Raw genomic sequence first — 15246 nt, 5'->3', positions numbered from 1 at the left:
AGAGCGGATATGGAAACGTATTCCAAGCTGAATGAAACGCTTGAAAAACGCATCCAAGAACTCGATGCCATGAAAGAAAAGCGCGAAGAAGAGCGTAAAACGGCCCTTAAAATGCAGGACCTGGTGCCCAAGGCAAAGTTGTACGGGGCAGCCGTCCAGGCGCTCAAAAACGCGAAAAACGCATTATCCAGAGCAGAAGAGGAAACAAAGCGCCTCCAGGCTGCCGCCGAAGCGGCGAGAAAGGCAAGGGATGAGCAGAAGGAAAAGGCAGATGCTGTCAGGAAATCCTATATCGACGGACAGGCATTCCTTCTGGCGGAAGGACTCGAAGACGGCGTGCCATGCCCCGTCTGCGGTGCCATCCATCATCCGGCCCCGGCCCGCGGCGGAGACCATGTAGCAAAGGCAGAAGATGTCGAACGTGCGCAGAAGGAATATGAAAGAACATCAGCCGCTTATGACAGAGCCAATGATACCAAGGAAAAGCACAGCACAGGCGCCTATGCGAAAGCCATGAGCGATCACGCGAAGGCCGATGCACAGATGAAGACGCTTGAGGAAATTCCTGAAGCATACAGGGATCCCAAATATCTGGAAGCAGAAAGCACGCGCCTTCTGACGGATATCAGGAAGTGGGAACAGGACAAGGAAACGGCGGCCGCCCAGCTGAGGAAAGCAGGAGCCGACCTCTCTGCCAGCCAGGCCGCATGCAGGAATGCCGAAGAGCGCAGAGAAGAGCTCGTGAAGAAATACAGGGAAACAGAATCCGTCCTGAAGGAAGCTTCCGATAAGGCCGGCTTCCAGAGTCTCGACGAATGCAAGGAATGGTACAAGAAGAAGGACACGGAAGAAAGCGTCCGTAAGACACTGGAACAGTACCGCGCAGACAGAAAGAGCACAGAAGAACGGATCAAAGCAGAAGAGCAGGAGACGGCAGGGAAGGAGCGTCCTGACATGCTGGCGCTGAATGAAAAATCCAAAGCACTGCAGGATCAGCTCAAAAAAGCCTCCGAAAGGGCAGCCGCTCTCAAGGAACGCACAGAAACGCTCCAAAAGGCCGTTTCAGACGCCAGAGCCATCGAGAAGGAACTGGAAGACCTCCGCAAGGAGGAAGGCCTTATAAGAGGCCTTTATGACCTCACAAGCGGAAAGAAGACAAGGATCACCCTGGAAAGATACGTCCTTGGCACACTCCTTGACGACGTAGCCAATGCTGCGAACCTCCGTCTTCTCTCCATGAGCAGGAGAAGATACTCCCTCCACCGCATGACAGACGAAAGCGGACTGGGGAAGGGCGGACTCTCCTTGGAAGTCTCCGACAGCTTCACCGGACGGTCAAGACCGGCCAATACACTTTCCGGCGGTGAAACCTTCCTGGCATCCCTCTCCCTGGCCCTTGGCCTTGCTGACGTCGTCCAGTCAAGACAGGGCGGCGTCCGTCTTGATACCATGTTCATCGACGAAGGCTTCGGTACCCTCGACCCCGACTCCCTGAACAGCGCCATGAATACACTCATCGACCTCCAGAACACAGGCCGCATGGTAGGCATCATCTCCCACGTCCCAGAACTCGAAGAACGCATAGACGCACGACTGCGCGTCACACCCGCCGAAAAAGGCAGCAAAGCAGAATTCGAGATCATCGACTGAGGAAATAAGGATAAAGGAATATATAGGCAAAAGGAGCTGTAGAAATCCGCTAAAATGTTGCTTTTTCCTTTTCTCGAACGAAGTTCGGTTTAAGGGGGTCAGAGCTCGCCCCGTAGGGGGAGCTGGCGGCGGAGCCGACTGAGGAGGTTCATTTCCTTCGAGCGCAGCGAGGTTGTATGGTTCTAATTCTCTCAATCAAATAACTCTCACTAAGGACTGTCGAAATGCCTGCACATTTTGACAGTCCTTCTTTTATTTCGATATCGACACCCATGAGTTCATAAAACTTATCTATATTCTCTCAAGGCCGGCGCGCCGCTCATATATGACTGATAGTCAAAAATATAAAAATGTCTGAAATGACTTATAGTCGGTCATGCGGGAGTTAATGGGAATGATTGTGATAACTCAGTATAAAACTGATTCTGTCGAATGTTTTACAAATAATCAAAAGTCTCATGCATATCATAAAGGTTTATCAATAGTTTAAACTTGATTTAACTTTGCGTCCGTGTTAAGCTAACCACAGACATGAAGGAAGCCTCAAGGTCATGTCCCTTGGAAAAGCAAAGATGAAAGACAGCAGAGGAAACACGGTCACTCGCGCAAGGTCCTAGTCGGAGCTCCTCCGAGGAAAAATAGAGGCACGCATAATTCTCTATATTTTCTATTAAAGGAGCGATGAAACATGAAAAAGGTTCTCGCAATTGCTGCAGTAGCAGCACTCACAGCTGGCGTATCCGCATACGCTGCAAATCCATTCTCTGATGTAACCCCGAACGACTGGGCTTATCAGGCAGTTGAAGACCTGTCCGAACAGGGCGTCGTTGAAGGTTATCCGGATGGCACCTTCAAGGGCGAAAGAAACATCACCCGTTATGAAATGGCTCAGATCATTGCCCGCATGCTCGCTAAGGAAGATCAGCTGAACGCTGAACAGAGAGCAACCCTGGACAAACTCGCTGGCGAATATGCTGACGAACTCGCAAACCTGGGCGTTCGCGTTGCTAACCTCGAAAAGAAAGTCGGAAACCTTTCTTTCTCCGGCAACGGCCGTATGCGTTACAACCAGAGCTATGGCGACAATGGCAAAGCTGCTGATAAGTGGGATGGCCGTATGCAGGTCAACATCAAGGGCCAGGTCAATGACAGCACCTACGTTCTCGGACGTCTCCGCTACGACATGAACTTCAAGAGCACCAATGAAGATCCGGCTTACCTTGATCAGCTGATTGTTCACCATGATTTCGGCGACAAAGCTTCTGTAAACATCGGCAAGATCGACCTCTTCCTCGGCCAGACCGGTTTACAGTATGATGATGAATTTAAAGGCGCTATCGCTACCATCGGCGGCGAAAAACTCGCTCTCGACCTCGGCTATGGCCGCTTCAATGTCGGTGTTCTCGGAACAGCAACTGAAAGCGATGGAATCAACAACAGAGAAGCAGGCTTCGCTCGTCTGTACGGCGCAGCTGGCAAAGTAGCTTACGATGCTGAATACATCGATGGCCATGATGACGCAGATGCTCGTATCTGGGGCGCTGGTCTGACACTGAATGTTGTTGATGATTTCCGCGTATTCGGTGATTTCTACCAGAACACCAAGTATGATGGAGATCCGGAAACCTGGACCGCAGGCCTTGGCTATGGCTCCGTTGATCTGAAGAAACCAGGCACCTTCCAGCTGGCTGGACAGTATGTCCGCGCTGAAAAGGGCTCCTTCCTTGATGGAACCACCTACAACGTTTCCCCGGCATCCCTCGTCAATGACGGTGCTAAGGTTGCTAAGTACTGGCTCGCAACCGGCGATGTCGTACTCGCTAAGAACATCCGTCTCCATGGCGAATACGCATTCGACGTTAAGACCGATACAGATACCGATTACGACGATCTCGCATCCGTATCCCTCAACTACTCCTTCTAATCAAGGGTATAAGAAAAACGAAAAAGAAGCTCTTCGGGGCTTCTTTTTTTATTGGGATAGACACTTATTTGTCTATTCATAAATAAATGTCATCATTTTTTGACAAAAACTCCTAAAAGATGTATCGAAATAAATATCGATTGTATTGAATATTTCTATTTCCGGTGATATACTATGAATACAGCCGTAGAAAAACGGAAAGTGACCATCGAACAGTATGAAAGGTTTTATTTCCGCGTATAGAAAGGCTGAAGAAATTTCCTTCTCCGGTTCACCGTCCAATCGTAAAATGACCGGCGGAGCACTTATAGGAAAGGCAGGAATATCCTGCATTTTACCGAAAGGAAGGTAATTTTATGGCAAAAGCAGGCATTCAGCAGCAGTATGGTCTTTTCATCAACGGTGAATTCGTTCCCGCATCTGATGGAGCTGCATTTGACGCACACAACCCGGCTAACGGGGAACATCTCGCATATTTCGCAGAAGCAACCAAGGAAGACGTAGACGCAGCTGTCAAGGCAGCAAGAGCAGCTCTTCCGGAATGGTCCAAGACTTCTCCAATCGAAAGACAGAACATTCTTCTGAAGATCGCTGATATCATCGACGCAAACCTCGATCATCTCGCACTGGTGGAAACACTGGACAACGGCAAGCCGATCCGTGAAACCACAGCAGCAGATATTCCGCTGGGTTCCGATCATTTCCGTTACTTCGCAGGATGCCTGAGAGCTTGGGAAGGTTCTGCCACCATGCTCGACAACAACACTCTGTCCCTGATTCTCCATGAACCAGTCGGCGTTGTTGGTCAGGTCATTCCGTGGAACTTCCCGTTCACCATGGCTTGCTGGAAACTCGCTCCTGCACTGGCAGCAGGCAACACCATCGTTATTAAACCGTCCTCCCATACATCCCTGTCCCTGATGGAACTCGTCCGTCTGATCCAGAGTGTCCTCCCGAAGGGCGTTCTGAACGTTGTCACCGGCAAGGGTTCCAAATCCGGCCAGTGGCTGCTCGATCATCCGGATATCGACAAACTCGCATTCACCGGCTCCACTGAAGTCGGCCGCGGCGTATACCAGGCTGCATGCGACAAGCTGATTCCAGTCACCCTGGAACTCGGCGGCAAATCCGCAAACATCGTATTCGACGACGCTGACCTGAAGCAGGCTGTCGACGGCGCATGCAAAGGCATCCTCTTCAACCAGGGCCAGGTATGCTGCGCAGGCTCCCGCCTCTTCGTTCAGGAAGGCATTTTCGATGAATTCATCAAACATCTGAAAGCAACCTTCGAAGGCGTCAAAGTAGGCGACCCGACCGATCCGACCACCCAGCTGGGCGCTCAGATCTACAAAGCACAGCAGGATAAAGTCCTCAGTTACATCAAGATCGGCCTCGAAGAAGGCGCAACCCTCGTAACCGGCGGCGAACGCTACACCGAAAACGGCTGCGACAAAGGCTTCTTCATGAAACCGACTATCCTGATCGCAGGAAACAATGACTGCCGCGTATGCCAGGAAGAAATCTTTGGACCAGTTGTCGTTGTACAGAAATTCAAGACAGCTGACGAAGTCATTGCTCTGGCAAACGACAGCGTATACGGCCTCGGCGGCGCAGTGTTCAGCAAGAACATCGACACCGCTCTGAAAGTAGCACGTGCTGTACGCACCGGACGTATGTGGGTCAACACCTACAACGATCTCCCGGCAGGCGCACCATTCGGCGGCTACAAACAGTCCGGCATCGGCAGAGAAACCCACAAGGTTATGCTCGAACACTACAGCCAGACAAAGAATATCCTGATCAACCTCAGAGAAGGCGTCAGCGGTATGTACGACATTAAATAATCCCTGAACATCAGCGGATCAAATAAAAAAGAAGGATCTTCCCAACCGAAGGTCCTTCTTTTTTGCGTGAGTTTAGCAGAGCTAAAGGCCAAGATAGGCCCTTGACCTTGCCCTGGAAGGGAAGGGCGTATGGTAGGGATAGGATTAAGAAAGGTTTCAAACAAATCAGATTAAAAATCTTTTCTTTATTCCTCTTGAGACCTGCCTCGGAGAGGAAGGATGTCACGGAGTGACAGAAAGGAGTGCATTTCCTTCGAGCGAAGCGAGGATGTATGGTGTTTTTTCGAACGAAGTGAGGTTTAAGGGTGTTAACCTTGCTCCGAAAGGAGAAGGTGGCGCCGAAGACGACGAATGAGATGAAGTTCTTACAGCCGCAGGCTGGTTTTATGGTGTTTTCCACGAACGAAGTTCGGTTTAAGGGTGTCAGAGCTCGCCCCGTAGGGGGAGCTGGCGCGCATGCGCCTGAGGAGGTTCATCTCCACGAGCGCAGCGAGGTTTTATGGTTTTATCATGTTTTTCCCATTTCCAAAGTCTTATGGTGTTCCAACAAGCGCAGCTTGGTTTGCTTGTCTCCCTCCCCGGGTAGCAGAACCAATTTTGCGGCACTATAAATTGTATAAAACCATTCCCATTCAGGTTGAAAAAATGTCATATATGGTATAATAGAAAGGACATCAGATGGATAGATGTCTCGCGTAATAAGGAAATCCGCATATAAAAGAACCCATATTATATTTATTTCCTTTACATTCATCAGCAAGGAGGCAGATGGAGTGGAAACGAAACGTGATTTTATTTGGAAAATGGGCGGACAGCAGGGTCAGGGCGTAGAATCCTGCGGCGAAATTCTCGGACGCGTACTGGCACAGGAAGGGTATTCCCTTTTCAGCCAGCGTCTCTTCGCATCCCGCATTAAGGGCGGTCATACAACGATTGCCCTGCGTATCGCAACGAAAGAAGTCGCTACGATCGGTGAGCATGTAGACTGCCTGGTAGCCCTGGACCAGGAGACTATCGACCTTCACGGTCATGAAGTTCCGAAGGGCGGCGTTATCATCGCTGATGACGCATTCCACCCGAAATTTGACGCACATTCCGGATGTATTTTCCTGGCGCTTCCAATCACGGAGCTGGCAAGAAAGTACGGCAGCATGCAGATGAAGAACATCGCTGCACTGGGCATGAGCGCAGGCGTTCTGGGATTCCCGGAAGACCCGTTCTATGGTTTCATCGCTGAACGCTTCGGCAAGAAGGGCGAAGAAATCGTTTCCAAGAACAAACAGATTTTCAAGGACGGCTATGATGTAGCTATCGAGAAGCTGCAGGGCGTATCTCTGGGTGCTCTGGCAACTCCTCCGAAGAAAGATCAGCTGTACCTGCTTGGCAATGAAGCAGCAGCCCTCGGTGCTATTTCCGCAGGTGCCCGCTTCATGGCATCTTACCCGATTACCCCGGCTTCTGAAATCATGGAATACATGATCAAAGTCGTACACAAGATCAACGGTACGGTCGTACAGACGGAAGACGAATTGTCCTCCTGCATGATGGCTATGGGCGCAGGTTATGCCGGCGTTCGTGCTTTCACCGCTACTTCCGGCCCAGGGCTTTCCCTCATGGCTGAATCCATTTCCATGGCAACCATCGCAGAAATCCCGGTCGTCATCATTGACGTTATGCGTGCAGGCCCGTCCACGGGCATGCCTACGAAGGTAGAACAGAGCGATATCCGCTATGCGATTGCTTCCGGCCATGGCGATGCTGAAAAGATCGTCCTCGCTGCATCTTCTATCGAAGACTGCTACTACATTACCCAGGAAGCTTTCAACCTGGCTGAAGAATTCCAGACTCCGGTCATTCTCCTTTCCGATCTGCAGTTTGGTATGTGCAAACAGTCCGTACCGGCTTTCGATCCGAACCGCATCGCTATCAAACGCGGCAAGCTCGTTACCGAAGGTCTGCCGGAACTTGATACGGCAAAGAAAGCATACTTCCATCGTTTCGAAGATGTCGAAGACGGCATTTCCCCGAGAACGATTCCTGGCGTAAAGAACGGCATGTTCCTCTCCACCGGCCTCGAACACAATGTATTCGGCAAACCGGCTGAAGGTCAGGCTGACCGCGTCATGGAAATGAACAAACGTCACAGGAAATTCGCTGGTGTGGCTAAAGCTATCCAGCCATTCACCGTGGCTCATGAAGATACCGACTGCGATCTGCTCCTGATCGGCGTCACCTCCACAAACGGCGCAATCGAAGAAGCTCGTGAAGAACTGGAAGCTCAGGGCAAGAAGGTCAACCACCTCCAGCTCAGACTTCTCTCTCCATTCCCGACCGAAGCGCTCGCTCCTTACATCAATGGCGCAAAGAAGGTCCTCATCGTAGAAGAAGACCTCACCGCACAGCTGCATGAACTTTTCGCCATCAATTTCGCCTGCCACGACAAGCTCCTGTCTCTCCTGCAGTATGACGGAACTCCGTTCCTGGCATCCACGATTGTAAAGAAAGCTGAGGAGGTATACTGATATGGCTTCACCGAGAGATTATAAAAATACAATCGTACCGAACTGGTGCCCCGGCTGCGGCGACTATGGCATTCAGAACGCCATCTCCGCTGTATGCGCCAAGAAGGGCTGGGCCAATGAGGATATCACACTGATTTCCGGCATCGGCTGCTCCTCCCGTATCGGCGGCTATCAGTACTGCTATGGCGCCCACACGACGCATGGCAGAGCTCTTCCTTTCGCACAGGGCATCAAATGTGCTAACAAGGATCAGCACATGATCGTCTGCTCCGGCGACGGCGACTCCTACGCCATCGGCCTGGGCCATGCTATGCATGCGATCAAGAGAAATATGGACATCACATACCTCGTATTCGATAACCAGGTATACGGCCTGACAAAGGGCCAGACGTCTCCGGCTTCCGATAAGGGCTTCGTCACCAAGACAACCCCGGACGGCAACCCGCTGACTCCGCTCGATGCTCCGGCTATGGCACTGGCTGCCGGCGCTACCTTCGTAGCACAGGCTTATGCTATCGACAGCAAGACCATGATCAACGTCATCGAAAGAGCTGTCGACCATAAAGGTTTCTCCTATGTCAACATCTTCACACCATGCGTTACATTCAACCACCTGAACACCGTTCAGTGGTACAATGAACACCTGGTCAAGATGGAAGACGTAGCACCGGATCATGATCCGTCCAGCAAAGCAGCTGCATACAGACTGCTCGGCGAAACGAACAGCCTCGTGACCGGCGTCATCTACGAAGAAAAGGACTCCGTTGCTTTCGGCGACATCGTACCGTCCAAGGACGTACGCCTGATCGACCACGTAGAAAAACCATCTGCAGAACTCTTCGAAGACCTCTGCAAGGAATTCAGATAATAAAAAGACCTGCATGAGCAGGCTGCAAGCGATTTGCTTTTGACTTTTTCTGCAAAGCCAATTTCATCACGGTATAAGAATCACTGGCGATTCGGCGGCTGGGGGAACCCCTCAGCCGCCTTGCCAATGCATTTTTTCTGGCAGGAGCGGTCAATCCGGAAAAGGCGGGAGCGATACTTTCAAGAAGAAAAGGAGCGGAACAAATGGCATCAGATAGAATGATGGAATATTACTACTCGATGGGGCAGGACTGCCTCCATACCGGCAGTATCGATGATGCTGTCACCTACTTTAGGAAAGCCGCCAATCTCGGAGCCAGAGAAGCGGCCGAGGAAATCTGCCAGATCGGTGAAAAGCTGGAAAAGGGAGAAGGCGTCTCCAAGGACGAAGTGAAAGCGGAAAATTGCTGGAAGATCGCGTCCAGTTACGATATTTCCCGTGCCAACCTTCTTCTGGGCAGAATGTACATGAAGGGCATCAATGGCGGAAAGCCGAACCCGAGAAAGGCAAGACGCTCCCTTGAACGCGCAAGCGACGACGGAAGCGCCGAAGCTGCATCCCTTCTGGGAAAACTCTACGACGAAGGCATGCTTGGCCGTGTCAGTCCTGAAAAGGCATTCCAGTACTACCTCCTGGCAGCCGAAAGGGGCGACACCGCCGCTATGCTGATGACCGGTCTCTTCTATGCGCAGGGAACCAGTGTCCGCAAGGACCTGGCTGCTGCGGAAATGTGGATCAGGAAGGGCCGCGAAATGGGCGACCCTGACGGCGATGCCACACTTCGCGTATTCCTCGCCGTATCTTGCGCTGAATACGTCACCGGACAGGCCGGCGTAGTCGATGAGGAAAAGGCGAAAGCCATGGCAAAGGAAGCCGAAGAACTCGGCGACAAGGACGTCTACTACCGCCTGGGCGATGCCTATACCAGAACAGGCAAGCATCAGGAAGAAGCGTATGCATGCTATGAGAAAGCAGCAAAAAACGGAATCATTGCTGCGTATTCCGCAATGGGGCTTTGCCTTGAAGCCGGCATTGGCGTAAAATCAGACATTGCAAAAGCTGTTTCCTGGTACAAGAAAGCCGCTGAAGAAGGCGATGCCTTCGGAATGGCCCACTACGGCTATGCACTCTCCGCCGGTGAAGGCTGCGAAAAAAATGAGAAAGAGGCCATGGCCTGGCTCATCAAAGCTGCCATGAAAGGCGACGAAGGCGCTATCCGCGTCCTCCGCGAAGACTATCAGTACGAACTGCAGTAAGCAGAACGGAAGACAGAGGATGCGGAGGGAAAATCCTTCTGCATCCTCTTTTTTCATTTCAAGGTATTCCGTAAAGAAGAAATCCGCGTTCCCAGCGCGGTTTTTTTCTAACAAATTTCATTGAGTGCATGTAAAAGCACAAGAAAAAACTTGAAAAAACGGAAAAAGACCTTATAATATGAGATGTATAGCATACTATATAATTTAAAATTCAAAACATACAGATAGTTTGCTGAATTTTTGAGAAACCCTGATTAACAAGAAACAAGGAGCCGCTATGGGAAGCTTTGAAGAAATTTTAGTGAAAAAGCATTTAAAAAGGACGAAAGCACGCGTAATGATTCTGAAAGTGCTGGAAAAGAGCCTGCCTTTGACAGCAGGAGAAGTATATGAAGCCGTTCGTGGAAAGGACATGCGTCTGTCCCTGTCCACCGTGTACAGAAACTGTGAAGCTCTTGCTGAAAACGGCTTACTGCTTCGTTCCACCATGCTGGCTGATGGCCTGATCCGCTACGAATACGCGCACGGAACTCCTTCCCATCATGCGGTCTGCCTCTCCTGTCACAGGATTTTCCCGGTAGACGTAGGACTGCAGTCCGACTACGCAGAAGTCCTCGACGAAGAATATGGCTTCGAAGCAGCAGAACCAAGAGTAGAAATCTACGGCTACTGCCGCGACTGCCGTGCTACAGGAAAAGACAGAGCATTCAAAGAAAAACTCAGAAGCGCAAACGCTTAACAAACAGAGACCGGAGAAATCCGGTCTTTTTTTGTTGCGAAAATGCGGGAATAGGAAGATAGTGATAATGCGGCGTAAAATAAGATACGCATTTAATGCTAAAGTCAGCGTTTGGGGTGCAGGCACCAGCATCGACCTCGGCGGCAACCTCGCACTCGACGGCGACTATGTACAGTCCCGCTTCAATCATGACATCGGCCATGCAGCTCTTTGGACCGCAGGCCTTACCTATGGCGCGGTTGACGTAGAAAAACCAGGCACCTGGACACTCGGCGTACACTATGTAGATGCTGATTACGCTTCTTACGCGCTCGGCAACTCCGCTCTCGACCTGACCGACCAGCTCGACTACGGCCGGCTTAACGGCGCAGACGTGAAGTTCTGGGTAGCACGTGCAGGCGTAGCTCTTCAGAAGAACGTAGAACTCGACGCTTACTACAACTTTGCAGGCAAAGCAGATGGAATCGACGGCTCTTCTGTCGAAGATCCGGACGACGCATGGGGCGTAGAACTCAACTACTCCTTCTAATAAAACCCAAAAGAGACTCCTTCGGGAGTCTTTTTTGTTGGGAAAATTTGATAATTGTCCATAAGTAGCGATGCTGCAGCGGGAAAGAATAAGGCGCTTATATAAAAACACCAAACAACCTCGCTTCGCTCGAAGGAACTACACCCCTTTCTCCGGCAACAGTTAAAAGATAAGCCGGATCCTCTCCCGACGGGGAGGTTGAAGTCCTCCGCTTCGTTGCTGATGATAGTATCGAATGAGTGCCTTACGGTTTTCATTTATGGTAAACGCATTTAAATCACCGTTGATAATATCAGTACATGCCGGCACGGAAGGTTTTGACCTGCCCGTCGGGGAAGGCTGCCGCGAATGCGGCAGAAAGAAGTGTAGTATTCATTGGTTTTTATAAAAAGGTTCCGCGAGCGGAGCGAGGTCGTATGGTTTTAATTATTTTCCTCAAGCGCAGCTTGGTTTGCCTGTTTTCTATTTGCGAAGCAAGGAAATGGTGTTGACCTTCCCAGACGGGGAAGGTGCCCGGCCTGGTTTCTGATGCCGGGCGGATAGGGTTGATTATTTATTGAACTTTCTAATCTAAAAAGGTTCCACGAGCGAAGCGAGGTTTTGTGGTTTTCCTTTTCCTCAAGGCAAAGCCTTGGTTTAAGGGTGTTTGACCTTGCCTCGTAGAGGAAGGTGGCGCCGAAGGCGACGAAAACATCATTTCCGACAGCCGTCAGGCTGGTTGTATGGTTTTAATCTTTTCTCTTTTCCCTCGTCCTCCGGTTTTAATCTTTCAATTGTTTCACCTTTTCCTATTTGTATGGTTTTAATTCCCCCATTTCTATCTTTTTTCTCTCTCATCTACAAACTTCCTCTTGCCAATTTCTAAAATATTTTTTAAAATAGATAACAATACTAACTGATAATTGCATGCTGCTTGGCAGAGCGAGGCAGGGCTTGGCCCGGGTCTCAGGCGAACTCCGTATACTATACGGAGTTTTTTCTTTGGCAGCAGGAAGGGGAGTTTGATGCATTCTTTGACGTTTCTGACGATTTTTCTGGGAGTGATGTCTGCAATGGCGCCGCTGTCTACGGATATGTACCTGCCGTTGCTTCCGGAGTTGTCCTCTTATTTTTCCATTTCCACATCGATGATGCAGATGACTTTGACGATGACGATGATCGGCATGGCCCTGGGGCAGATTTTTGGCGGGCCGGTGAGTGACCGCATGGGGCGCAAGGTGCCTCTTTTTATCGGGATGGGCGGTTTCACGATTGCATCGGCTGTCTGCGCTGTCTGCACGAATATTTATGTATTCCTTGTTTTCCGTTTCATCATGGGACTTTCAGGGGCGTTCGGCATCGTCATCTCCCGTGCCATTGCAAGGGACGTGTGCGAAGGGCCGGAGCTCATGCGCTTCATGGCGATCTTCATGATGGTAAATGGTCTTGCTCCGATCGCGGCGCCTGTTCTTGGCGGGCAGATTCTTCTCTTCACGTCCTGGCACGGCATTTTCTTTGTGCTGACGGCTGTCGGTATCATCCAGATCATGGCGACGATGGCGTACAAGGAAACGCTGAAGAAGACGGACCGCGTGCGCCGTTTCTCTGACGGGTTCAGGGCGTTCGGCACATTGGTGAAGAATCGTTATTTCTTTGGCCACTGCCTGGTACAGTGCTTTGTATTCGGCGCTTTCTTCTCCTATATCTCAGGTTCTTCCTTCCTTTTCCAGAACATCTACCATGTCACCCCGCAGCAGTACAGCTATATTTTCGGCGGCATCGGCGTGGGACTCATGCTGGTCGGTGCGCTGCCGGCAAGACTGGCAGGGACGGTGCGCGAGGTGGTCATGCTGAAGTATTCCATTCTGATTCCTCTCATCGCTTCCTTCTTCCTTTTGGCAGGCATCATTGTGAAGGCGCCGATCTGGTACATGATTCCCGTCCTTTTCGTGACAATCGTCCCGCTTTCTGTCATGGGCGCGGCTTCCGTATCGCTGGCACTTTCGCGCTGCGGTGAAAATGCAGGGAGCGGCTCGGCTCTGATCGGTTTCTTCTCCATGATTCTTGGCGGCGTCATGATGCCGGTCGTCGGCATTGCAGGGGACCAGACGGCACTTCCGATGGGAATCATCATGGTCGTCTGCTATGTGCTGGCTGTCATCATGTTCTACACAAGGATTGCCCCGGCTCATGCAAAAGAAATGAAGTAGGAATATTTTCTGTAATTTCATGCATTTTGATGGAAAATCAAAAACGGAAAGAAAAATTTAAAATTAAACGCATCTAAAATTTTCATTTAAAAAAGATACAGGCTGATAAAAATATTTTTTCAGTCCTGTATCTTTTTTTCTCTTTTCATAGTATTCTATAAGTTATCTATCATTTTATCCGAATTTATCGGTAAAAACGTATGAATTATAAACACGTGTATGATTTTCTTCCGTTGTTCTTATGTGCAAAAAGTGTTAAAATATAATCGAACAAATCAATCGTATGATTATAAACATTAATCATTATTTCGTATAGGGAATTCTTTTTCACCACCCGCAGTTGGGAGCGGGGCAAAAAGACTCCGGAAGAGTCCAGGAGGTTATTCCATGAAACCTGTTATCCATGTCGGTATCGACGTAGGTTCGACCACGGTCAAAGTCGTGGCCCTGTCGCCATACCTGAAACTGCTTTTCGGACGGTACCAGCGTCATATGTCCAATATCAGAAGCGCGACGATTTCCCTTTTGAAGGAACTTCAGAAGGATTATTCGGGTTACCGTATCACCGCGTCCATTTCCGGAAGCGGCGGCATGGGACTTGCAAAGATGATGGGACTGCCTTTCTGTCAGGAAATCCTGGCGGAAACGAAGGCAATCCGCACGTTCAATCCGGATACGGATGTCATCATCGAGCTGGGCGGCGAAGATGAGAAGATCACGTACCTGAGAAATGGTGTCGATCAGCGTATGAATGGCGCATGCGCAGGCGGCACGGGCGCATTCATCGACCGTATGGCATCTCTTCTTTCTGTCGATGCAGCAGGCCTTGGAAAGATGGCCGAGAAGGCGAAGGAAATCTACCCGATCGCTTCCCGCTGCGGCGTTTTCGCCAAGACAGATATCCAGGCGCTCTTGAATGAAGGCGTCTCTCATGAAGACATTGCACTGTCCGTTTTCCAGTCCGTCGTCAATCAGACGATTTCCGGCCTGACATGCGGACGCCCGATCCACGGCAAGGTAGCATTCCTTGGTGGTCCTTTGACGTTCCAGCCGATCCTTCGCGAACGTTTCCAGAAGACTCTGGATATCAAGGACGAGGATATGATCGTTCCGGAACACGGCGAACTGTATGTCGCTATCGGCGCTGCTGTTTCTGCCTGCCACGACAAGCCGCTCGATCTTGACAGCTGGCTGACGAAGGTGGAGAACTCGGAGGAATCCGATCTGGGCAATGCCAAGACGCTCCCGCCGCTTTTTGCAACGGAAGAAGATTACAAGGAATTCAAGGAACGCCATGCTCGTTTCCATGCGCCAAGAGCCGATATTTCCAAGGCAAAAGGCCCGGTATGGCTCGGCATCGACGCTGGTTCCACAACGATCAAGGCTGTCCTTCTTGACAGGGAAGGCAATATCCTTTATGAATACTATGCAGGAAATAAGGGTACTCCGCTGAACGGTGCCAGGAAGATCCTGACGGACCTCTATGACAAGCTCCCGAAGGAAGCCGTCATCTGCGGCGCGGGTGTCACCGGCTACGGCGAAGAGCTGATCAAGAGAGCGCTCGAAGCGGATGTAGGCGAAGTCGAAACGATGGCGCACTACAGAGGCGCCAAGCACTTCCTGCCGGATGTTTCCACGATTCTGGATATCGGCGGCCAGGATATGAAGTGCTGCCGCATCAAGGACGGCGCTGTCGACGACATTCTTCTGAATGAAGCATGCTCT

11 protein-coding genes are annotated in these 15246 nt (G+C 50.6%); 10 read left to right on the top strand and 1 reads right to left on the bottom strand.

The window, feature by feature from the left end; genetic code table 11:
- The 8 genes from M3200_RS09290 to M3200_RS09255 all read left to right on the top strand — a co-directional run.
- Window positions 1-1650 (top strand): SbcC/MukB-like Walker B domain-containing protein (locus M3200_RS09290; RefSeq protein WP_288178274.1); only part of this gene is annotated, 1650 nt, incomplete at its 5' end.
- A gap of 688 nt (window positions 1651-2338) precedes the next feature.
- On the top strand, window positions 2339-3574 hold the full coding sequence (locus M3200_RS09285; protein ID WP_022383246.1) for an S-layer homology domain-containing protein: 1236 nt from the start codon (window positions 2339-2341) through the stop codon (window positions 3572-3574).
- A 356-nt stretch (window positions 3575-3930) separates the two neighbouring features.
- A complete protein-coding gene (locus M3200_RS09280) occupies window positions 3931-5418 on the top strand; it encodes an aldehyde dehydrogenase family protein (protein ID WP_022383245.1) in 1488 nt (495 codons plus the stop codon).
- 773 nt (window positions 5419-6191) lie between these two features.
- Window positions 6192-7940 (top strand): 2-oxoacid:acceptor oxidoreductase subunit alpha, encoded by a 1749-nt coding sequence (locus M3200_RS09275; protein WP_022383244.1) that lies wholly within the window; start codon window positions 6192-6194, stop codon window positions 7938-7940.
- 1 nt (window position 7941) lies between these two features.
- The gene (locus M3200_RS09270) at window positions 7942-8808 is read left to right on the top strand and encodes a thiamine pyrophosphate-dependent enzyme (protein WP_022383243.1); all 867 of its coding nucleotides are present in this window, start codon (window positions 7942-7944) and stop codon (window positions 8806-8808) included.
- Between the two features lie 203 nt (window positions 8809-9011).
- Window positions 9012-10064, top strand: coding sequence for a tetratricopeptide repeat protein (locus tag M3200_RS09265; RefSeq protein WP_022383242.1), 1053 nt, complete (start codon window positions 9012-9014; stop codon window positions 10062-10064).
- A gap of 277 nt (window positions 10065-10341) precedes the next feature.
- Window positions 10342-10803 carry a Fur family transcriptional regulator gene (locus tag M3200_RS09260; protein ID WP_022383241.1) on the top strand — a complete coding sequence of 154 codons (462 nt, stop codon included), beginning with the start codon at window positions 10342-10344 and terminating at the stop codon, window positions 10801-10803.
- Window positions 10804-10870: 67 nt separating this feature from the next.
- Window positions 10871-11332 (top strand): hypothetical protein, encoded by a 462-nt coding sequence (locus M3200_RS09255; protein ID WP_022383240.1) that lies wholly within the window; start codon window positions 10871-10873, stop codon window positions 11330-11332.
- Between the two features lie 693 nt (window positions 11333-12025).
- On the opposite strand, the gene M3200_RS09250 is transcribed toward M3200_RS09255, so the two are convergent.
- Window positions 12026-12169, bottom strand: coding sequence for a hypothetical protein (locus tag M3200_RS09250; RefSeq protein ID WP_288178273.1), 144 nt, complete (start codon window positions 12167-12169; stop codon window positions 12026-12028).
- Between the two features lie 167 nt (window positions 12170-12336).
- On the opposite strand from M3200_RS09250, the gene M3200_RS09245 reads away from it, so the two are divergent.
- Both M3200_RS09245 and M3200_RS09240 read left to right on the top strand, forming a co-directional pair.
- Entirely contained in the window at window positions 12337-13521 is a 1185-nt protein-coding gene (locus M3200_RS09245) for a multidrug effflux MFS transporter (RefSeq protein WP_288178277.1), read from the top strand.
- A gap of 387 nt (window positions 13522-13908) precedes the next feature.
- On the top strand, window positions 13909-15246 hold a 1338-nt coding region (locus M3200_RS09240; protein WP_288178272.1), incomplete at its 3' end, for a BadF/BadG/BcrA/BcrD ATPase family protein.

The organism is Dialister sp. CAG:357, from assembly GCF_000435155.1.
Taxonomy (GTDB): Bacteria; Bacillota; Negativicutes; order Veillonellales; family Dialisteraceae; genus Dialister; species Dialister hominis.
The sequence above is the reverse complement of the archived record's forward strand: the minus strand, read 5'-3'. Positions and strand labels throughout refer to the sequence as shown.